Here is a 20,091-nt window from a genome sequence, read left to right as displayed (position 1 = left end):
CGGTGTCGAAGACCATCCCCCTGTCCAAGCCGATCCAGGACCAAGGCGAGCAGGTCACCGCGCTCACCCTGCGCCTGCCCACCGGCAAGGATCTCCGCACCTGCGGCGTGCCCTACAAGCTGACCCAGGACAGCGAGATCATCATCGAGGCCGCGGCCATGCACCGCATGATCGGCAAGCTCTCCGGCCTGCTGTCCTCCTCGATCGACCAGCTCACCGCCGGCGACTGGAACGCGGCGGCGCAGGAGGTGCTGGGTTTTATCACGGCGGAGGAGGCGACGACGACGCCGGCGGCGGCGCCGAAGCCGGCGATGCCCCTGGGGCACCACGAAGGCCACTGACGCCGCAGGCGGAAAGCGCCGCCTACGGCTACCGCCAGCCAGGCGACCGCTGGCAAAAACCGGAACAGGTCCTCGACGCCTTCTTCGATCTCGCCCGCTTCTGGCGCGACATCGAACACGTCATGTCCCTCACCATCCCCGAAATGCTGCTGTACCGCCGCCAGGCTGAGCGCATCGCGCAAGCCGAGGCGCCGTCGCGCTGAGCCGGAGGCGCCTTCATGGCCGTCGTCAACCGCCGCTTCCAGGCGATCATCACGGTGCTGGATCGCACCGCGGGCCCGCTGCGCGGCATTCAGCGCAACATCGCCGGCCTCGCCCGCTTCACGGCCGGCGTGGCGCAGCCGCTGCGCAGCATCCAGGAACGCTTCGCGGCGCTGCGGGAAGCCAGCCCGGTGCTGAACCAGGTGGGGGAATCAGCGGCCCTGGTCGGCCGCCGCATGGCCGGCCTGGCCGGCGCCGTGCGCGGCGTGGGCTTCGGCATCATCGGGCTGGGCGCGGCGGCGGGGCTTTCGGCCGGCGGGCTTCTGGCGATGGTCCGCGCGACCATCGACCAGACCGGCGCGCTGGATGACCTGGCCAACCGCCTCGGCATTTCCGCCAATGCCCTGTCCGGCCTGCAATACGCGGCGCAACTGGCCGGCGTGCCGGCCGAGGCCCTGGGGTCTTCGCTGGAACGGTTGCAGCGCGGCCTGGCGGAGGCCGCCGCCGGCAACAACGACAACCTCGCGGCGCTGTTCCGCCGCCTCGGCATCTCCCTGCGGGACAGCAATGGCCGGCTGCGCACCGCGGCGGACATCATGCCGCAGCTCGCCGATGGCTTCGCCCGCAACACCAATGCCGCCACCCGCACGCGCATGGCCATGGCGCTGTTCGGCCGCGCCGGCGGCCCGCTGATCAACGTGCTGCGCGGCGGGTCCGACGCGCTGCGCGAACAGATGGCGGAATGGGAACGGCTGCACGGCACGGTCGGAAACGACGCGGTGCAGGCGCAGGCGGAGATGGGCGATTCGCTGGATCGCGTCAGCACCGCGATCGGCGGCGTCCGCTTCGCTTTGGCCTCGCGCCTCGCGCCGGTGATGATCCCGCTGCTGGATCGCCTCGCCACCTGGATTTCCAACAACCGGGAGCTGATCGCCACCCGCGTCGCCGAATGGGCGGAGCGCATCGGTACCGCCATCGCCAACTGGGATATCGGCGCCCTGGTCGAAAGGCTTGGCCGCTGGGCGGAAACCGCGGCAGCGATCACCGAAGCCCTCGGCGGCCTGCAAAGCGTGCTGGCCATCATGGCCGGGCTGGCGCTTCTGCCGGTTGTCTCCGCCCTGGCATCCCTGGCCGTGTCCCTGACGGCGCTGGGTGTCAGCGCCCTGGTCTTCTCCCCGGCCGGGGCCGTCATCGCCGCACTGGCCGCGCTCGCCCTGCTGGGCAAGTTGCTCTACGACGCGTGGAAGCCCTTCGCCGATCTGGTGGATCGCATCATCGATGGCCTGCGCAGGCTGCAAGGCGCGGGGGTCGCGCGCCCGCCGGAGATGCAGCAGGAACAGCGGAACAACTTCGGCCAGCGCGGTCGCCTGAACGGCTTCTACGATGGCCCGGCGGTGGAGCCGGAGGACCCGCCCAACCCGCTGCGCATCCGCCCGGGCACGCCGCTCGGCAACCTGCAACGCCTGCCGCTGGGGCCGCTGCTGGGGCCGGATGGGCAGCCGGCTTTGGGTGGCCCGCTGCGCCTGCAATCCGCCCCGGGCGCCGTCCCGGCGCGCGGCCAGGTGGATGTCCGCGTCCGCTTCGATGACCTGCCGCGCGGCGCCCGCGTGGAAGCCGATGGCCGCGGCGATGTGGGGCGGCCGCAACTGGATGTCGGCTACGCGGTCCTGGGGGTTCCGGCGCAATGAGCGGCTTTCTCGGCCTCGGCATCGAATCCGCCCTCGGCCTCACCACCTCCCGATTCCGCGCCGCCAGCTTTCGCGGCGTGGGCTTCAAGGTGGTGGAACAGGCGGGCGATGGCGGCCGCAGCCTCGGCATCCACCTGCTGCCGCTGCGCGACCAGCACGTCGTGGAAGACATGGGCGGCCAACTGCCGCGCTTCTCCGTCACCGGCTATGTGATCGGGGGCGATTACGTCGCGGAACGCGACGCCATCATCAAGGCCTGCACCGAAGGCGACACGCCGGGCACGCTGGTGCTGCCCACCCTGCCCAGCCGCCGCGCCTGGTGCGAGGCCATCCGCTATTCCGAGAATATGAAGGAAGGCGGCTTCTGCACCTTGCAGATGACCTTCGTGGCGGAGCCTCCGCCGAAGGCCAAGGTGGCGCCGCTGGATGGGCTGCGGCAGACGCTGCGCCAGGTGGGCGCGGTGCTGGCCGTGGCCCGCCGGGGCTATGCCCTGTACCGCGCCGCCAATGGCGATCTCGGTTCCTTCCTGAGCGCCGCCGCCGGCAGCTTCGCCAGCGGCCTGGCGTCCAGCCTGGCGGAGGAATGGCTGGGCCTGTCCGGCCTGAACCTCGCGCCGCTGCGCACGGCCCTGGCCGATCTGTCGGCGGCCGATGGCGAGGATGCGGACCTGACCGCCGCCGCCGTCACCGCGCCGTTCCTGGCCCTGGCCGAGGCGCCGGTCACGGCGGTGGACCCCACCATTCCGGAAGGGCAAGGGGTGGCGCAGGTGGTCGCCCGCAGCCGGCCGGAGGCCCCGGACCCCGGCCTGCTGGCCACCCTGCTGCTGGCGCAGGCCGCCACCCCGGCGCGGCCGGATGGCGCGGATGTGCAGGCCATCGCGGATCTGGCGCGGGATGCCGCGGCGGTGGCGGCGGCGCAGGCGACGGCGGAAGCCAATTGGGCCTCCGCATCGCAGGTGCTGGCGGCGCGCGATGCCCTGCTGCTGGTGCTGGCGGCGCGGGCCAATGCGGCGGCGGACCGGGGCGACGATGCCCTGGCCGCCGGCTTCCGGGCGCTGGCCGCGGGCGCGCAGCAGGATCTGGTGGCCCGCGCCGCCCGCCTGCCGCAGCGCGCGCCCTACGCCCTGCCGGGCAGCCTGCCGGTGCTGGCCCTGGCGCAGCGGCTGCATGCCGACGGCGCCCGGGCGGATGAACTGCTGGCCCAGAACGTGGCGCGCCACCCGGCCTTCATGCCGCGCGAGGGATGGAGGTTGCGGCCGTGAATGACATCCCCACCCTGCTGCTGCGCGACCGGCTGTACCAGGACTGGACATCGATCGCCGTCACCCGGTCCCTGGACCAGGCCGCCGCGCAATTCCGGTTGGAGGTCGCGCCGGCCTGGGAAGGCCTGACCCCCACCTGGCCCATCCGTGAATTCGACGCGGTGGCGCTGCGGCTGGGCGATGACCTGGTGCTGACCGGCGCGGTGGATGCGGTGGATATGAGCATCGATCACCGCGCCGCCGCCGCCAACGTCTCCGGCCGGTCGCGCACGGCGGACCTGGTGGACTGCATGCCCCGCGTCGACGGCACGGAATTCCGCCGCTCCACCCTGCCGGCCATCTGCCGCGCGCTCGGCGCCGGCTACGGGATCGACGTGGTGGAGGACGCACCGAGCGGCGAGGCCTTCGCCTTGGAGCGCTTCGACCGCACGGACACCTGCTGGGACATCATCGAACGCCTGTGCCGCATGCGCGGCCTGCTGGCGACGGACGATGTGCAAGGCCGGCTGGTGCTGACCCGCGCCAGCACCCGCCGTGCCTCCGGCGCCCTGGTGCTCGGCGACAACATCATCTCCATGTCCGTCGACCTCAATGGGGCCAAGCGGTTTCGCGATTACATCGTGCTGTCGCAAAGCCCCTCCGCCGCCGCCCGCCAGGTGGAATTGGAGGATGAGGAGGAGTTGCCGCAGGGCGGTGCGCAGCCGGCCATCACGGCCAGCGCGCGGGACCCGGATGTGCCGCGCAACCGCCTGCGGGTGATTCGGGCGGAATCCGATGGCACCGCGGCCGATGCCCGGGCGCGCGCCGTCTGGGCCGCCACCACGGCCCGCGCCCGCGCGCTGTCCGCCCGTGTGCGGGTGCCCGGCTGGCGGCAACCGGATGGCCGGCTGTGGCAAGTCAATGAACTGGTGCCGGTGCGCGCCGCGCGGTTGCAGGTGGAACGGGATCTGCTGGTGGAAAGCGTCACCTTCACGATGTCCTCCGCCGGCCGCACCACGGATTTCCGGCTGGTGCCGCCGGAGGCCCTGACCCCGGAACCGCTGGCGCAGCCTCGCGCCGGCCGTGACGGGGGCGGTGGCGGCTGGGCCGATGTGGTGCCCATCCAATGAGCAGCACGCGCGGCACCGTCACCGCTGCCCGCGTGCGGGGCGGCCGCACCCTGTTGGACCTGGCCCTGCAATCCGGGGAGACGGTCAGCCGGGTGGAGTTGATGCAGCCCACCGGCCTGACCGCCCTGCCGCGGATCGGCGCCGATGTGCTGGTGATGGAGATCGGCGGCCGGCGCGGCCACCTGGTGGCGCTGCTGGCCGATGACACCGCGCTGCGCGTGCTGGATCTCGGCCCCGGCGAAACCGGCGTCGCCGGCCCGGGCGGCCAGGTGGTCTTCCGGGCCGGCGCCATGGAGGTGACGGCCACCGTGCCGCTCACCCTGACCAGCACGATCCGCGTGGTGATTGACGCGCCGGAGGTCCTGCTCGGCGCCGGGGCGACCAAGCGGGTCGCCCTCGATGGCGACCCCACCGGCGCCGGCACCGTCGCGTCCAGCGCGACCAAGGTTTTCGCGGAGTAATCCATGGACATCGCGCTTTCGATCACCGCCGGCCCCGATGGGTTGCAGGCGGTGGATTGGTCCGTGCTGGGCGGCGACCTGGCGACGGAGGCCGGGCTGCGCAGCGCCGTCATCGTCAGCCTGTTCACGGACCGCACGGCGGCGGCGGATGACGTGCTGCCCGATGGCACCGATGACCGCCGAGGCTGGTGGGGCGACCTGCCGATCGAAGGGCAGGCCGAAGACCCCATCGGGTCCCGCCTCTGGCTGCTGGCCCGCGAAAAGGCCAGCGAAGCCACCCGCCAGCAGGCGGAGGCCTCCGCCGAGGAAGCCCTCGCCTGGATGGTGACAAGCCAGGCGGCGGCGGCCGTCGAAGCCAGCGCCAGCTACGACGGCGATCGCGGCGACCAGCTCCGCCTGGTGGTCACCATCCGCCGCCAGACCGAACAGAGCCCGGCCGATCCGCGCTTCGAATTCCTGTGGAGCCGCACCTGATGGCGACCTTCCCGCGCCCCACCCTCTCCGCCCTGCGCCAGCAAGGGCGCGCCGAAATCGCGGCGCTGCTGGCCGGCTTCGATCCCACCCTGCCGCGCTCCATCCTCGGCGTGCTGTCCGATGCCCAGGCCGCCCTGCTGCACCAGCAATACGGCTACCTCGATTTCATCGCCGGCCAGACGATCCCCGACACGGCGGAGGCCGAATACCTCGATCGCTGGTGCCGCATCGTGGGCCTGGTGCGCAAGCCGGCCAGCTTCGCCGGCGGCAATGTCACGCTGTCCGGCAGCGCCGGCACCGTGCCCGCCGGCACCCGCCTGCTGCGCAGCGATGGCGTCGCCTATCTGACCCAGGCCGATGCCACCCTGGTCGCCTCCGCCGCCACGGTCGCCGTGCTGGCGGAGGCCGACGGCATCGCCGGCAATGTCGGCGCCGGCGCGGAACTCGCCTTGGGCCTCGCCATCCCCGGCATCATCGGCGTGGCCGTGGTGGCCGCTGGCGGCCTCGCGGGCGGCGCGGCGGAGGAAGCCGACGCGGAGCTGCGGGAAAGGCTCCGCGCCCGCCTGGCGACCCCGCCGCAGGGCGGCGCGGCCTCGGACTACGTGGCCTGGGCCTTGACCGTCTCGGGCGTCACCCGCGCCTGGGCCTACCCGCTCAACCGCGGCGCCGGCACGGTGGACATCGCCTTCGTCATGGACGGGCGCACGGACATCATCCCGCTGTCCGGCGACGTGGCGGCGGTGCAGTCCGTGATCGACGTGCTGCGCCCCGTCACCGCCGATGCCCTGGTCTTCGCCCCCGTGGCCGCGCCGCTGGCCATCACCATCACCGGCCTGTCGCCCGATACCGCCGCCGTGCGGGCGGCCATCGTCGCGCAACTGGCGGCGCAGATCGCGCGGGACGCGGAACCGGGCGGCACCATCCGCAAGTCCCGACTCGTGGAAGCCGTCAGCCGCGCGGCCGGGGAGGCCTTCCACACCATGACGGTCCCCTCCGGCGACGTCACCCACGCCGCCGGCGTCATCGCCATCCCCGGCACGGTGACCTTCGCATGACGGCGGCGCAGCTCGGCCAGGCGGATTTCCTGGCGGCCCTGCAGGCGCTGCTGCCGCGCGGCCTCGCCTGGCCACGTGAGCCGGACAGCGTGATGACCCAGGCGCTGGATGGCCTGGCCAGCGCCTTCGCCCGGCTGCATGCCCGCGCCGGCGACCTGTCCGAGGTCGAGACTGACCCGGCCCGTACGCTGGAACTGCTGACCGCCTGGGAACGGGCCTATGGCCTGCCGGATGTCTGCGTGGGTGAGGGGCAGACGATCCAGGAGCGGCGCGCCGCGCTGCTGGCCCGCATCGCCAGCAGCGGCGGCCAGTCTCGCGCCTACTTCATCGCCGTCGCCGCGGCGCTGGGCTTCACCATCACCATCCAGGAATTCCGGCCTTTCCGGCTGGGCTACTCCGCCTTCGGGGATCCGCTGCTGGATCTGGAAGCCGCCTTCCGCTGGCGCGTCGTGGCGCCGGAGGTGACCACGATCTTCTTCCGCTTTGGCGAATCGGCCTTCGGCGAGCCGTTCCAGCGGGCCAGCAACGCCGCGCTGGAATGCGTGCTGAACCGGCTGAAGCCCGCGCACACCACCCTCGAATTCGAATACGGGAGCTGACGCATGGATCGCATCCATCACCCCACCGCGGGCGCATCGCCGCCGGCCGTGGATTCGCACGCGACGCCGGGCTACCCGAACAACGCCACCATCCTCACGCCCTGGGCCTTCCACCAGGTCGTTGAGGAGTTGCGCGCCATCATCGTCGCGGGCGGCGGCACGCCGGACAAATCCTCCGTGACCCAGGTGCGCGACAATCTTGCGAACCTCTACAAGCCCGGTCGCCTGATCGGCGTTCAGGTGTTCAGCGCATCCGGCACCTACACGCCCAGCGCCGGCACCGCATCCGTGGTGGTTGAAGCGGTGGGTGGCGGCGGCGGCGGCGGCGGGGCGGTGATCTCCGGCTCCGGCAACTGCGCCGCGGCGCTGCCCGGCAATGCCGGCGCCTATGGCAAGGGGCGCTACACATCCAGCTTCTCCGGCGTGACGGTGACGATCGGCGCCGGCGGCACGGGCGGCACGGGCGCCAGCGGCGGCAATGGCGGCACCACCAGCTTCGGGGCGCTGCTGTCCTGCCCTGGCGGCCCTGGTGGCGGGCCCGGCGCGGCGGAGGCGGGCAGCGCCAGCGGCGGCAATGGCAACACCAGCGGCCTGCCCTCCGGCGCCAATGTCGTCGGCGCGGTGGGCGGCCTGGGCGGCCCCACCTTCGGGTTCAGCACCGGCCAGGTGGCCTTCGCGGGGGCGGGCGGTTCTTCGCATTTCGGCTCCGGCGGCGTCGGCGCCAGCGCCAACCTGACCGGCGGCAACGCGCAGACGCCGGGCTCCGGCGGCGCCGGCAGCTTCGGGCAGGAAAACAGCGCGACCCTGACCGGCGGCAACGGCGCGGTGGGGCGCGTGATCGTATGGGAGTTCGCGTGATGCTCTACGCCCGCATCGTCGCCGGCGAGGTTTTCGAGCTGATCGAGGTCCCGGACGGGGCGGAGATCTCCGCCATGTTCCACCCCGACATCGTGGCGCAGTGCGTGCCGGTGCCGGCCGAGCTGCACGAGACGGTCGCGCAGCATTGGCTGTGGACCGAAGAGGCCGGCTTCACCGCCCCCTGATACCTGGCGCATCGCTGCGCCCCTCACACAATCCGGAGATGCCATGCCTGTCACCGATGTGCGGGTCACGCTGCGCGTGGCCGGCAGCGATCACCTGTTGCCGCGTGCCTTGCAGGGCACGGCCATCGCGATCGAGGCGACGATCCAGGATCAGGACGGCGCCGCCCTGCCTGGTGCCATCGCCGATCTGTCCTGGGTCGCGCCCGATGGCGTGGAGATGCGCCAGGAAGGCTGCGTCGCAGATGCCGGCGGCGTCGCCCGCGGCCGGCTGGCCGTCGCGCCGACCGGCTATTTCGTCGCGCGCTGCGTCATCACCTCGCCCGTCCTGCGCGTGGTCGAGCGGCGCTTCGAAATGCGCGCCGGCGCCGTCGCGCTGGATGCCGTGCCGGCCACCCCGGTGGTCACGCCGAACGGCACCTTCCTGATTCTGCCCAACGGTATGGCCATCGGAGGGCCGCTGGCATGAGCGAGACCGACAGCAACTATGTGCGCGTGCAGTCCACCGCGGACCTGCCGCTGGCGGACGATCCGCTGGACCTCGAAATCTACGGCGGTGTGCCTGGTACCGGCGAGGTCAAGAAGACGCCGACGAGCGCGATTCGTGATGCGTCGGTCGATGCGGCGGAGGTCGCGGCGCGCGTAGCGGCGGAGCCGGTCGCGCGCGAGGTCGGGGCCGAAGCCGCGCTGGAAGCCATCGCGCCGCCTTTGGAGGAAGCGAACCAAGCCGCCACCGATGCCAGCGCATCGGCTGCCGCGGCGGCCCTGTCGTCGCTTTCTGTCACCGCGGCCATCACCGGCGGCGGCATCGAGATCGTGGCCGCCCTGCCGACGACCGGCGTCGATACGCGGCTGTACCTGCGCTACACCGACTGGGACGCCTACCGCTGGTGGACCATCCGCCCGGCGGGCGTCGAGGGCGCCGGCACGGCCGGCTATACCTTTGAGGGTGTGTGGCTGCCGGTGCTGGATCGGCGCCAGGTGCAGACCGATACCAAGCTGCTGCTGTCCCGCCAGCGTGGCGCCGGCCTGTACACCTCCGGCGCCCTCGATGGCGTGATGGCGGTGGATGCTTTGGGCGGGCTGCTGCTCGGCATCGATCCGACGACCGGCCGCGTCAAGGGCGACGTGCAGGCGGTGCGTGACCTGATCGCCCGCCAGGCCCGCAGCGGCACGGGCTTTTCGATCTGGAGCGGCGCGGGGACCATCATTCCCCTGTTCACCGACCGAGCCGGCAATGTCCTGCTCGGCTTCGACATGGTGGCGGAGGAGCTGGTCGGCGCATTCCCGACCGGCAACAGCGCCACCCGCAACATCGCGCCGATCTACGGCCCGCAGTTGTTCGGCGTGACGGGCCAGGTCCTGCCGCTCTACATCGCCAACCTGTTCCCCGATCGCGGCGACGGGACGGAGGCGATCTGCACGCTGTCCAGCCAGCCGGATTTCCCGGCCGCGCCGCTGGTGCTGACCGGGACCGGCCAGTTGGATATCCCGGTGGACCGGCTGGGCAGTGCCGCCGATCTGGTGATCCGCCGCAGCGCCAGCATCACGCGCCAGCGCATCGCCCTGTCGGTCAGCAAGCGCACGGTGCCGATCGTCGGCACGTCCTCGCCCAAGATCCTGATGATCGGCGACAGCATCAGCAACCGCGCGGGCGCCGCCCACGTCAACCAGCACCTGACCGAATGGGGTTTCACCCCGACCTGGCTGGGCACGATCAACGGCACCGGCTTCGACCAGACCGACACGCTGAATGAGGACGGCCCGCTCGGCGAGTGCCGCGAGGGCTGGGCCGCCTATGGCGACATGCTCTACGCGACGCCGGAGGAATCGGACGTCAACCAGGTGATCGCGCCGGGCGGGGAGGCCACCTATCTCGGCCTGTCGAAAACCTCCCGCCGCCGCGCGCAGGTCTTCATCCGGGCGGCCACCGGGGGCGATGACCCGTCCATCGTCTTCAACGGCTACGTATTCGACTTCGGTTTCTACCTCTCGCGTTTCTCGATCGCGACGCCGGACATCGTCATCATCAACCTGTGGGTCAATGATGTGACGGAGGCCAGCGCGGCCGGTGCGGATCAGGCCTATATCGGCCTGTCCCGCATGATCGACAGCATCCGGGGGGCGGCACCCAGCGCCAACATCATCCTGTGGTACTCGGCGATCCCGCGCACCACGGATTCCGACGCGGCCTGGATCGACGCCTATCGCGCCGGCCAGCAGGCCGTGGTGCGCGTGGTGCGCCACAAGCGGGCGACGGATTCGCTGGTGCATCTCGTCTCGGCCGGGGCGCACCAGTCCCAGGAAGCCGGTTGGACCGCCAGCTTTGGCAGCGCGAATGCGGACACCGGCATCCAGTCCATGACCATCACGGACTACCGCCACCCCGTCACCGTCGCGCGCCGCCAGCAGTTTTTGATGGTGGCCGCCGCGGTCGCCTGCCTCGCGCCGTAAGGGAGATTCGCCGATGACATCACCGTTTGTCCGCATGCCGTTCCGCATCGCGCGGAACGACTTGCCAGTCGTCTCCCTGGCTGGCGCCAAGCCGGTCTTCGGGCAGGCGTTGGAGGAGGATGCCGACGGCCACTGGCTGTTCGGCCCCGACGCGCAATCGCTGGTCGACAACTATCACGTCGCGGCCCTGAGCCTGCAGGGCACGGCGCCGACCTATGGCGCCACGTCGATCACCACGGCATCCGGCGCCGGCAATGCGCTGCTGACGCCGTGGGAGGACAGCCTGGAACAGACGCTGTGCCTGGTGGTCAAGCGGATCACCACGGCCAATGCCATCTATGGAGGCGCGCTGCGCAACGGCGACGCCACCGGCAGCTCGCTGCACGTGCTGTCTTCGTCCTCGGCGCAGCTTCGGTCGAATGTCGGCGGGTCGATCCTGACGCAGAACTGGCCTGCCGAGATCGCGGCCGGCGACTATGGGTTCATCGCCCTGTCGGAAAGCCTGTCGTCCGAGGATACGGAGGCGCGATACGCCATCCAGTACATCGGCGGCAATGATCCCGTGACCACCTTGGTGCCTGGCGGCAGGCCGGTGAGTTCGGGCTCGGGCCGGATCGCAGTGGGCAATGCCTATTACGCGAGCGGCAGCTTCGCCTCGCCGATCAATGCCGCGGCGGCCTGCTACTTTCCTCATCCGAAGTCGGCGGATGAGCTGGTGGCGCTGTACGCCCGCGCGATCGACCTGATGGCGGAGCGCGCCGTGGTGGTGAAGTAGCAGTGGAGCAAGCATCCATGACGGGCGACAAGCACGCGGCCCCAAGCCGCAGCGAGATCGAAGGCAAGGCGCGCGAGCTGTGCCTTGCGGCCGGGCACGACCCGGATAGCGAGGCGCCCCTTCGGTCGACGGAGCCGGGCGGCCCGATCGCAATGGTCGCGGTGCCCCGCTGGTCATTGTTTCGGGATCAGGCGCGGGAGGCGCTTGGCATCGCCCCATTCCAGGCACGCGCCACCGCGGCCGTGGTGGCCTGTCTCGGCGAGGCTCTCGCCGGCAACACGCGCGAGCGTCGTCTGCGGTTTTTGGAGGAGGCGCTTGAGGCCGCGCAATCACCGGACCCGGATGGCACGCCCGGCCTGAGTGCCGGCGAGATGATGCAGATGGTCGAATACGTGGCGAGCAAGCAAGCCGATCCCATCAAGCTGGAGATCGGCCAGGTGATGCTCGCCCTGGCTGCGCTCGCCTCGGCGACCGGCGTGGATATGGCCGCAGCCGGCGAAGACGACCTGCGCCACGTGTTGGCCAATTCGGAGAGCATCGCCCTCCGGCATGCGGCCAAGCCCCGGATTGTCGCGCCGTGAGCGACGATCAGCCCCCCGCCCGCGTGGGCGTCCGATGGAATCCGGAGGTCAGCCTGAACGGCCTTTTGCAGATGGCCGTTGTCGCGGTCGCCGCCATATTCTTCTTCGCGCGCGGGCAGCACGATGGCGCCACCACGGCGCGCGACCTGACCCGCCTGGAACAGACCCTGACGGCCGGCCTGGCGCAGCAGCGGGCCGATATGCAGGCCGGGTTCGCGGCCATGCAGCTCGCCATCCAGAACCTGCCCGACATCAACGCCCGCCTCACCCAGGCTGAGCGGCGGATCGAGGCGCAGGACAGCCGGGCGATCGCGCTGGATACGCGCATCGGCCGGATCAGCGACGCCCTGACGGAGACGCGGGCAGAGGTCAACGGGCTGGCCCGGCGGGATGCCCCGCTGGGTCCGCAGGCGCCGACGCGCCCGACCCGGTGAATCCCTCGCCGCCCGGGTCGAGGCGGCAATCCGAAAGGAGACGATGATGGACTGGATATCCCTGATACTGGGGCTGATCTCGGCTGGCCTGCTGCCGATGGTTGGCCTCTGGCTGCGGCGGTACAATCGCAACTCCGCCCTGGCCCAGTGGGCGGCCGGCACCGCCGCGGCGGCCGGGCGCGTGGTGGTGCGGGTGATGGCGGCGCGGGAGCGTGACCCGACCGCGCCTCTCGACCAGCTCGTGCGGCAGGAAGCCTTGGCGGAGGCGGATACCTTCCTGTCCGCCTACCGCGCCAATGCCGCAACCCTCGGCGCCAGTGCCCGCGATGCCGCGAGTCGGATCGGTGGCGAGGCCGGGCGTTTGCTGGTGGCCGCGCCGGCCGCCCTCCCGCCGCCCTTGCTCGGGCAGATCCACGACCTGGCGGGGGTGGGGCGGCAATGAACTTCATCGCCAGCATCCTCGCCTTGCTTGGCCTGGGCCGGTCCTCGGCGCCCGCAGCGCCGGCCGTGGTCGTGGCGCCGCAGCCTCGCCCGGCGGAGGCGCCCAGCGCGCCCCCGCCCATCCCCGTCGCGGTGGTTGGGGATGCGCCGCGTCCCGCGCCGCCGGCGGCCGGCCTGATGATCCAAGACGATCGCCTGCGCGGCGCCACCTACATCGCCTCCCCGCATGTCGGCGGGGCCATCGTGCCGCTCTTCCTGGTGATGCACTACACCGCCGGTTTCCTGGCGAGGGATTCGGTGACGGCCATCGCGAACCGGGGCCTGTCGGCGCATTTCTTCGTCGATCGGGACGGCACCATCATCCAGACCGTGCCCTGCAACCGCCAGGCCAGCCATGCCGGCGATTCCGCCTGGGGCAAGTATGAGGGCCTCAACCCCCGCTCGATCGGCATCGAGATCGCCAACCTCGGCTGGCTGGACCGGAAGGGGGCCGATGGCTGGACCCGGGCGGGCCTGAGCCGATCGCTGCCGGACAACCAGGTGGTGGTCGCCGCGCACAAGCATGGCGGGCCGGTGAGGGCGTGGGAGGCCTATCCCGAGGCACAGCTCCGCGCGGTGGAGGATCTGACCCGCGCCATCCTCGCCGCCTATCCGGCGATCAAGGAAGTGGTCGGGCACGACGACATCTCGCCCGGCCGAAAGCTGGATCCGGGGCCGGCCTTCCCGATGGCGCGGTTCCGGGCATTTCTCCGCTCTATCTAGCGCGGCCTGCGGAGCGGCTGGCAGCCTGCATCGCTGATCCACGTGTCGCCAAGCGCACCGCCAAGCCGACGTCCAGCATCGGCATCGCGACCGCGCGCCCTCACCAACCAACGCGCGACCTTACGATACCAGCAAGTCACCGTCCCGATCAGCTGGTGAATTCCTCAAGCCAGGTATTGGCTCAACTCTCTGGCTTCATGGCCGCGAAGATCGCATACACGACAGCTCCCATAACTGGTATGGCGCCGGGCACCTCTATGACGGCGCCAATCACCGTAGCACCGACAAATCCGAGTAAAAGAAAGCCGTAGCGGAATAGGGCATAGTGAAATGCGGAACGACGGCGCTGCTGTTCCAAATCGGGTTGCAAGGGTGTCCGTAACACCGCAAAACGGAACAGATCCAGCACCAGAAGGAGGCAGCCGGCGATGAAGGTATAGATGTGCGTCGCCTCAAAAGAATCGGGGTCACCGTAAGAGAGTTGATCCAGATGAAGCGCGCCGCTCGTCGCCGTAGCAACGAGAAGATAGAGTCGCCAAGATAAGGCGTATCGGATGGATCTGAATCCGTTATTGACTTCCGCAATTCTTTTTTCGAGAGAGGGATGAAAGAAGGACCACCGGGTCTTTTCCCGCCCCGACAAGGATGAAAGCAACGAAATATAGGCTTCTGGGTCCCTGGTGACTTGAATCGCCATAGCGTCAGCATAGAATTCTCGCCGACGTGAGAGCAGGGAAAGTAGCACTCCCAAGATCAATATCTTATAGAGAAAAAGCACCGTCGCCATGCCCGCGATCTCGAGACCGGTATAATCCGGCTCCATCATCAGGATGAGACGCGCAGGAAGCCCAACTATGTCGGTGAGTGCGACGCCAATGTAGCCAGGAATGAGGAGATCGAGGTGCCGGATGTGGCCCATCTCATGGGCCAGAACTGCAAAGGCTTTTCGGTCTCCGCGCATCAGGCCGATGATAAGTCCGCCGCTGAGCACGATTTTTGGTTTCAGCACGCCGCGCACATGCGCACCCATGAGCAGGTCCGATGGATTCATTCGCAGATGGTCGATCGTGACACCGGAGTCGAGCTGCTTGTGGTCCCTCAACGATTGCCAGATGCTGATACATAGCTTTCCTGGAATCGGCTTCGCCTTCACGCCCGACCGGATAACACGATACCAGCTAAGCGAGGCCGCTACGAGAAAGCCGCAAATAAAATAGAACAAACCCATTGAGACCAAAAATGGAATGCTGTGTCTTATTAAGCTAACAAAAAACAATGCAGGGTAATCGGTAAAAAGAAAAAAAATTGGCTCAGCGAATGGCGTGGCAAAACTGAAAATGATGACCTGATACCACTCAAGTCGAGCCATCCGCGAGTAGTTGAGCGCTGGCTGCATCTTCGGCGCGCCAGTCTCCGGGAGCGTCGATGCGCCCTCTGCCAAGGGCCGCGGGCCGTTCGCAGAGGTCAGCACGGCCTGCGCCAATGCTGTGTGCAGGTGAATGCCACTCAGCCTGCCTTTCTCAATGTTTCCATGATGGAATCGGCGGTGCTATCAAGGGCTGCGGCCGGGAGGCCGGAAGCGGCGAGGGTCTCCTTGATCTGTTCACGTGCAGCCGCTTGATCCTTGTCGGAATTGGCCCGGAGCCACTCGAAGACGAACGCAAAGCCTTTCTTTCCAGCCTCCGTCCCTGCGGCTTCGACAAACTTGTTGAAGAACGAATAAACGAAGGGCAACAGCAGTGTGATGGCTTCAGCCGCGCCAAAGCCGGCAGGTCCGGTCGAGGTAGATCCGCTGTTTGCTGTCTCCGGGTCGTAGGATTCGACGAGGAAAACCTCTTCCGGGGCTGATCGCGCCAGAACATCCTCGGTCAGCGATTTGGCAGACAGCTTGTTCATGGCGCGTGCTCTTTACGAGGTGTCCGGGGCGGTCGATGCCCAGCACGGATCACCTCGCCCGAGATTTCCCGGATGGCCGGCCGTTCCGTTCATCGAACGGTCAGCGTATCGGCGATTCGGCTGCATATGCAACGGTTGTGGCGCCTGGATGAGGCCCGCGTCGCGTTTGCCCGGTCGGTGGCCGCCGTCTGAGTGAGAGGCAGGCACCGTCGCGTGTGATCTGGACGCAGTTCTCTTGCCGTCGTCGGCTTGCGAGCCGCTGAATCTCAGCGACGCTCAACATCGAGCCAGGGTTGCACCGGCAAGGTCAGGCATTGATCTCGAATAGATCAGGATCGCGCTCCGTGCCTCGAAGGTGCCGCCGCCTGGTGCGCCGCCCGTCGCGGTGGACCAGGATGGCGAGGTCGGCGCGGTCGCGATCAGACCAGGCCGGATGCACCTGTGGCCGTACCCGCCGCGGGCCGGCATGATTTTGTTGGCTTCGGTTACTACCCTGGATCCAGCCCACTCTTCATGCACATAGACATCTGTCGGGCGCGAATCTGGGGCACGCCATTCGGGTAGCGTCATGGCAAGCGCATTGCGGTGCCATCGGCGCTGATCCGGTGATGGTTCGGCGCCTAGCGTAAGATCGGACTAGTGGGTCCTTGCGGTAGCTCCAACGCCGCTAACCGCAAGACATAGTCTCGCCATTGCGCCGTTCCCTTGCGGCCGATCCGAAACGGCTCTACGGCGCCAAAATATTTAGCCAGCGATGGCTCATTTGGTACGGCTAGTAGCCACTCGCGCTTCAAATTGTCCAAAAATTGCCGGCGATCTCTTCGATGAGCCTTTATGCACTCGATCGGCGTGAGGCCAGCCTCGAGGGGCCGAAAAAGCTCTATGGCTTCTGGCAAGTGGTCCAGGTCCTGATCAGTCGGTATAAGGCGATGGGCAAACTCACCTGAGGCGCTTGAAGGAAAACTCAGATAGGACCAAACGAGAACAACAGTGAATAGATGCGTTTTGTGTTGGCGAATATTTGCTTCTGAAGCTGTTCCGGAGAATTCAAGCGATCGATCGCCGACGAATACCGAAAGTACCAGGTTAAAAGTTGTCGCGTCGAATTTATCTAGAAGCAGAGTGGTGCCGCTGCTGTTCTTAAAGTCGTAGGCCGTGGAAGCTAGATCGGTAAAGCGCCTAGAATATACATGAGCGAAGGCTTTCTTTGATTTTATTGCGCTTGTTTTGTGGCGCGTAATTATTTCTTCGTTGTCTCCGTAAACTAAGGTGTGTTTGATGAAATTGTGGTGGGGGCTATTTGGCGAGGCGTGAATTGAGTAATATTGGTTCTTAACAGTTTTGCCGTGCTCGTTTGAAGTGTTTTCTGAGACGAAAAGCGGCACGCCGGCATCTGCTAGAAGCGCTGCGGGATGCAAGCCTAGCTGTAAGTCGAAACTTTTTGGTCGCTCCGAGATCGAGAGAATTATGCGTTTCCGGTCGGTTTCAACGGCGGCGCGAAAGCTTGTTTTAGAGCTCATGTGCAATCTCTTGATTTTTTTTCGTGCTTCATTCAATCAGAACACGGGGTCGCGGTCATATATTCTTGCTCCACTCATTGATGAGCGAGGTTGGCGTCACGAGGATACTCGTCCACGCCGCATTTTTTGCTTCCACAACGAGCAAGAGATCTTCTTTTCCTAATATCGATTTGATATAATCACGCAGTTGCCCGGCCGTGCCCGTGTAAGCAACATACCAAACGGATTCTAGAAGTCGCCCGCGTGCTCCGCCTAGCTTCTCCAGATGCTTATCCATCTGAGCATGCGACGGGTTTGGACCGTTGAGGTCGTAAGTAACGATGAAATTCGCCATTAAAGGTTCTCCGATAAAGATGCCATAAATGGGGTTGCTTGGCACGGCATCTAGCGCGCATGCGTCGGCTCTCCAAAGGACAACAAGGTTACTTTTCGCGCGGAGTCGGTGCAATGCCTTTCGGGGTCGTATCAACATGATCCTAGGCATGATGAAGATGACGCTTGGGGGGGGGGCGAGGCCAAATAATACTCGCTCCTGTGAAAAAAGTAGCGCACGCGTCGCCCGCGCCCGTCAATTTGTCGCAAGTTAGGGGGCGTTTCGCTCCCCATCTTCGTCATGCGCGGGTATTGGACTCGCTTTGCTTGACGGATCGCACCCTACTTTCACCCTGTTCGCGACGCTTCGTCCATGTTGCGAAGTTGGCATCTGGCCTTGTTAGCTGATCATGCCTTGGGCGACGTCATTCTTTGAACTCTACCTTGTTACTTTTTGCAGAACCGCCCGAGCTCTCCGTCAGCTTCCGACAACTGTCGAACAGGTCACCTGCGGCCCAGAGCCGCCTTGCTCTTTTCGCACAACACGTTCGGCAGAACCGCCTCGGCGAGGTCGATCGGCTGCTAGTCGGTCCACCCGGGTCCGGAGCGCTCTCCTAATTTCGGGTAAGTTGGCTGACCGTGTAGAAGCGGTTACGCGGCTCTCCGCTGCATGCGATGTAATAGGTGTCGCGTCGCGACACGCTCCGATCACTGTTGATGATTTTCCCGCAGCCGGTATCTAAGGCTCGGCGGGCAGCTCGCCAAAGCATCTCGATATCACGCGCACTGAGTGCGCCGCCCGGGCGGGTCGCTACAGCTCCGCTTTCAATCCGAGCATCCGAGAAAATCAGTGGTGACTGCACCACGGGCATGTCGGCTGGCCTTGCTGGCCCGAGCAATCGCATCTCAATCCAGCGCTGCGTGTAGCCAGGCTCGGTTACTCGCCCCCATCCGTTCCGAACCTCGAAAACGGTGACTGCCTGCTGGCGATAGACCCTGTTAACACGGGTCGTTGCAGCCGGGCCGGGCATCATTTCTGCGGCGTCCGTTTGCACGTACATCTGCCGCGGGGCTTGCGCCTCGACCGAGGTCGGCAAAAGGCCGATGAGCGTTAAGCCGACTATCGTCCGGCGCATTCTTGTCCCCCCTATAAAGGGCTACCTTACCATCGGGCGGCCGGATTTTAGGAGCCTATCTTGACCCCCGTACCCGGCCGTTGCCAATACTTCCATTTCGGGTAGCGGATGGATCGCCTATAGGCGTCGTCCCACCTTCGCTAGGTTCCGCCGCCGTTGGATGACCCAGGTCCGCCGCCGGAGCCGGCAAAGGTTCAGCGCGATCGATCAGGTCCCGTAGCCAAGGGTCGGCGTTCACGATCACCTGCGCATGTCGCCCGCCGCATAGCGAGCGAACCAGGCGGCGCGCTAACTACACCGACGCTGTACTGCGGATCGTTTCCCAGAATCAGCAGCGCGGCATGGACGGACAGCCGTCGCACCCTCTGGCGTCCAGTCGTGCCGGCGCAGCTAACCTTCAAATAAGTTCGTTCCGCCTCTTGCAGATAGGCGCTGATCCGTATGTGGCCGTCCTGCGCTATTGGCGCTGCCCATTTTTGACAGCCCTCGCGCCTACAGAAGGCTAGCTGCGGGACCGGCCGGATCGCGCTTCTCCCCTCGCGCGACCACCAGAAGCGCGCCGTCCGGCAATGGGCGTTGCAGGGTCTTCGCGACATCCCAGGGGGCGTCCAGCCAGGTTTCGCACTCCGCCGGCTCCGTCAGGATCACCGGCATCGCCTTGGGGTGGATGGCCCCGACCTCGGCGTTCGGTTCCGTGGTCAGGAAGGCGAACAGGTCGGCGGTGACCGGCCCTTCCTTGACCTTCCGGGTGGAGGTCCATCCTCGCACCCAGATGCCGGCGAACCACGCCAGCGGCCGGTCCTCGCCCAGTGCAAACCAGGTCGGCGGGCGCCGGCCGTCCGGCTGCAACTCCGGTTCCGAAAAAGAGGTCAGGGGCACCAGGCACCTCGATTCCGGCCCCAGCCAGCGCCGCCAGTGGGGCGAGGTGGTGTTGCGGACATTGGTCACGCCCGGGTCGGTGGCCTTGCCTTTGATGGCGAACGCCGGCGACGGCATGCCCCATCGCGCCATCGCCAGCGCCAGGCCATCGCCTTCGCGGCGGACGATCGGGGCGGGGTAGTCCGGGAAGATGCCAGGCATGGGCGGCAGGTTGCCGGCCAGATCCAGCCAGCCCTGCTCCGCCTGCCGCCAGTCCCGGGCCTGATCGCGGATCCCCTGCTGGCTGGAGGTCATCGAGTAGAGGTTGCACATGGCGATCGCTCCTTCCCCCGCGGGGCATGGTGCCTGGTGAAGCGCGGGCCGCAAGCGCCGGCTTCGTGTTTTCGGCGCCTCGCGGTTCTTTGTGTCTGGGAAACGCCGCTACGTCCTGATGGCAGAATGGTCGCCGGCTGACCGGCCGGCCTCCGCCTGGCTAAAACAAGAGCCCCGCTCGGCCATGTGCCGGGCGGGGCTCTTTGCGTTTCGGGGGTTTGGTGTTCAAACGGGAACTGGGATCGGTGCCAGCGCGGCCCGGCCTTCCTCCGTCAGCGTCCAGCGGGCCTACTTCCCCGGCGCGTCATCGCCCCGCATGAGGCGCAGGCCCAGCGCAATCACGGCCAGTCCCTTGCGCG

Annotated in this window: 23 protein-coding genes; 17 read left to right on the top strand and 6 right to left on the bottom strand. The window is 67.6% G+C overall.

Annotation, left to right across the window (positions count from 1 at the left end; all coding sequences use genetic code 11):
* The first annotated feature begins 2 nt into the window (after positions 1–2).
* From ACVFYP_RS22265 to ACVFYP_RS22185, 17 genes are all read left to right on the top strand, one after another.
* Positions 3–341 carry a phage tail assembly protein gene (locus ACVFYP_RS22265; protein ID WP_499202406.1) on the top strand — a complete coding sequence of 113 codons (339 nt, stop codon included), beginning with the start codon at positions 3–5 and terminating at the stop codon, positions 339–341.
* A 218-nt stretch (positions 342–559) separates the two neighbouring features.
* A complete protein-coding gene (locus ACVFYP_RS22260; RefSeq protein ID WP_499202405.1) occupies positions 560–2,230 on the top strand; it encodes a phage tail tape measure protein in 1,671 nt (556 codons plus the stop codon).
* Positions 2,227–3,492, top strand: coding sequence for a DNA circularization N-terminal domain-containing protein (locus ACVFYP_RS22255; RefSeq protein ID WP_499202404.1), 1,266 nt, complete (start codon positions 2,227–2,229; stop codon positions 3,490–3,492). Before ACVFYP_RS22260 ends, ACVFYP_RS22255 begins: the two co-directional genes overlap by 4 nt.
* A complete protein-coding gene (locus ACVFYP_RS22250; protein WP_499202403.1) occupies positions 3,489–4,601 on the top strand; it encodes a phage baseplate assembly protein in 1,113 nt (370 codons plus the stop codon). Before ACVFYP_RS22255 ends, ACVFYP_RS22250 begins: the two co-directional genes overlap by 4 nt.
* Positions 4,598–5,062: a phage baseplate assembly protein domain-containing protein gene (locus ACVFYP_RS22245; protein WP_499202402.1), complete on the top strand. Its 465-nt coding sequence runs from the start codon at positions 4,598–4,600 to the stop codon at positions 5,060–5,062. The genes ACVFYP_RS22250 and ACVFYP_RS22245 overlap by 4 nt, the downstream gene beginning before the upstream one ends.
* A gap of 3 nt (positions 5,063–5,065) precedes the next feature.
* Entirely contained in the window at positions 5,066–5,536 is a 471-nt protein-coding gene (locus tag ACVFYP_RS22240; RefSeq protein ID WP_499202401.1) for a phage GP46 family protein, read from the top strand.
* Complete coding sequence (locus ACVFYP_RS22235) at positions 5,536–6,591, top strand: baseplate J/gp47 family protein (protein ID WP_499202400.1); 1,056 nt, start codon at positions 5,536–5,538, stop codon at positions 6,589–6,591. The genes ACVFYP_RS22240 and ACVFYP_RS22235 overlap by 1 nt, the downstream gene beginning before the upstream one ends.
* The gene (locus ACVFYP_RS22230) at positions 6,588–7,190 is read left to right on the top strand and encodes a YmfQ family protein (protein ID WP_499202399.1); all 603 of its coding nucleotides are present in this window, start codon (positions 6,588–6,590) and stop codon (positions 7,188–7,190) included. The genes ACVFYP_RS22235 and ACVFYP_RS22230 overlap by 4 nt, the downstream gene beginning before the upstream one ends.
* Before the next feature lie 3 nt (positions 7,191–7,193).
* The gene (locus tag ACVFYP_RS22225) at positions 7,194–8,048 is read left to right on the top strand and encodes a glycine-rich domain-containing protein (protein WP_499202398.1); all 855 of its coding nucleotides are present in this window, start codon (positions 7,194–7,196) and stop codon (positions 8,046–8,048) included.
* Entirely contained in the window at positions 8,048–8,233 is a 186-nt protein-coding gene (locus tag ACVFYP_RS22220; RefSeq protein WP_499202397.1) for a hypothetical protein, read from the top strand. Before ACVFYP_RS22225 ends, ACVFYP_RS22220 begins: the two co-directional genes overlap by 1 nt.
* A gap of 43 nt (positions 8,234–8,276) precedes the next feature.
* A complete protein-coding gene (locus ACVFYP_RS22215) occupies positions 8,277–8,699 on the top strand; it encodes a hypothetical protein (RefSeq protein WP_499202396.1) in 423 nt (140 codons plus the stop codon).
* Entirely contained in the window at positions 8,696–10,684 is a 1,989-nt protein-coding gene (locus tag ACVFYP_RS22210; RefSeq protein WP_499202395.1) for an SGNH/GDSL hydrolase family protein, read from the top strand. The genes ACVFYP_RS22215 and ACVFYP_RS22210 overlap by 4 nt, the downstream gene beginning before the upstream one ends.
* A gap of 13 nt (positions 10,685–10,697) precedes the next feature.
* The gene (locus tag ACVFYP_RS22205; RefSeq protein ID WP_499202394.1) at positions 10,698–11,459 is read left to right on the top strand and encodes a hypothetical protein; all 762 of its coding nucleotides are present in this window, start codon (positions 10,698–10,700) and stop codon (positions 11,457–11,459) included.
* A 17-nt stretch (positions 11,460–11,476) separates the two neighbouring features.
* A complete protein-coding gene (locus ACVFYP_RS22200; RefSeq protein WP_499202393.1) occupies positions 11,477–12,040 on the top strand; it encodes a hypothetical protein in 564 nt (187 codons plus the stop codon).
* Positions 12,037–12,474 carry a hypothetical protein gene (locus tag ACVFYP_RS22195; protein ID WP_499202392.1) on the top strand — a complete coding sequence of 146 codons (438 nt, stop codon included), beginning with the start codon at positions 12,037–12,039 and terminating at the stop codon, positions 12,472–12,474. Before ACVFYP_RS22200 ends, ACVFYP_RS22195 begins: the two co-directional genes overlap by 4 nt.
* A 46-nt stretch (positions 12,475–12,520) precedes the next feature.
* The gene (locus ACVFYP_RS22190; protein ID WP_499202391.1) at positions 12,521–12,916 is read left to right on the top strand and encodes a hypothetical protein; all 396 of its coding nucleotides are present in this window, start codon (positions 12,521–12,523) and stop codon (positions 12,914–12,916) included.
* Positions 12,913–13,677: an N-acetylmuramoyl-L-alanine amidase gene (locus ACVFYP_RS22185; protein ID WP_499202390.1), complete on the top strand. Its 765-nt coding sequence runs from the start codon at positions 12,913–12,915 to the stop codon at positions 13,675–13,677. The genes ACVFYP_RS22190 and ACVFYP_RS22185 overlap by 4 nt, the downstream gene beginning before the upstream one ends.
* A gap of 181 nt (positions 13,678–13,858) precedes the next feature.
* On the opposite strand, the gene ACVFYP_RS22180 is transcribed toward ACVFYP_RS22185, so the two are convergent.
* The 6 genes from ACVFYP_RS22180 to ACVFYP_RS22155 form a co-directional block, all read right to left on the bottom strand.
* Positions 13,859–15,148: a M48 family metallopeptidase gene (locus tag ACVFYP_RS22180; RefSeq protein WP_499202389.1), complete on the bottom strand. Its 1,290-nt coding sequence runs from the start codon at positions 15,146–15,148 to the stop codon at positions 13,859–13,861.
* Between the two features lie 35 nt (positions 15,149–15,183).
* Positions 15,184–15,573: a hypothetical protein gene (locus tag ACVFYP_RS22175; protein WP_499202388.1), complete on the bottom strand. Its 390-nt coding sequence runs from the start codon at positions 15,571–15,573 to the stop codon at positions 15,184–15,186.
* Positions 15,574–16,193: 620 nt separating this feature from the next.
* Positions 16,194–17,093, bottom strand: coding sequence for a hypothetical protein (locus ACVFYP_RS22170; RefSeq protein ID WP_499202387.1), 900 nt, complete (start codon positions 17,091–17,093; stop codon positions 16,194–16,196).
* A gap of 55 nt (positions 17,094–17,148) precedes the next feature.
* Positions 17,149–17,427 (bottom strand): hypothetical protein, encoded by a 279-nt coding sequence (locus ACVFYP_RS22165; protein ID WP_499202386.1) that lies wholly within the window; start codon positions 17,425–17,427, stop codon positions 17,149–17,151.
* A 592-nt stretch (positions 17,428–18,019) separates the two neighbouring features.
* Positions 18,020–18,541, bottom strand: a complete 522-nt coding sequence (locus ACVFYP_RS22160) for a hypothetical protein (RefSeq protein ID WP_499202385.1) — start codon at positions 18,539–18,541, stop codon at positions 18,020–18,022.
* Positions 18,542–19,033: 492 nt separating this feature from the next.
* A complete protein-coding gene (locus ACVFYP_RS22155) occupies positions 19,034–19,786 on the bottom strand; it encodes an SOS response-associated peptidase (protein WP_499202384.1) in 753 nt (250 codons plus the stop codon).
* Positions 19,787–20,091 lie beyond the last annotated feature (305 nt).

The organism is Roseomonas sp. F4, from assembly GCF_053891155.1.
The sequence above is the reverse complement of the archived record's forward strand: the minus strand, read 5'-3'. Positions and strand labels throughout refer to the sequence as shown.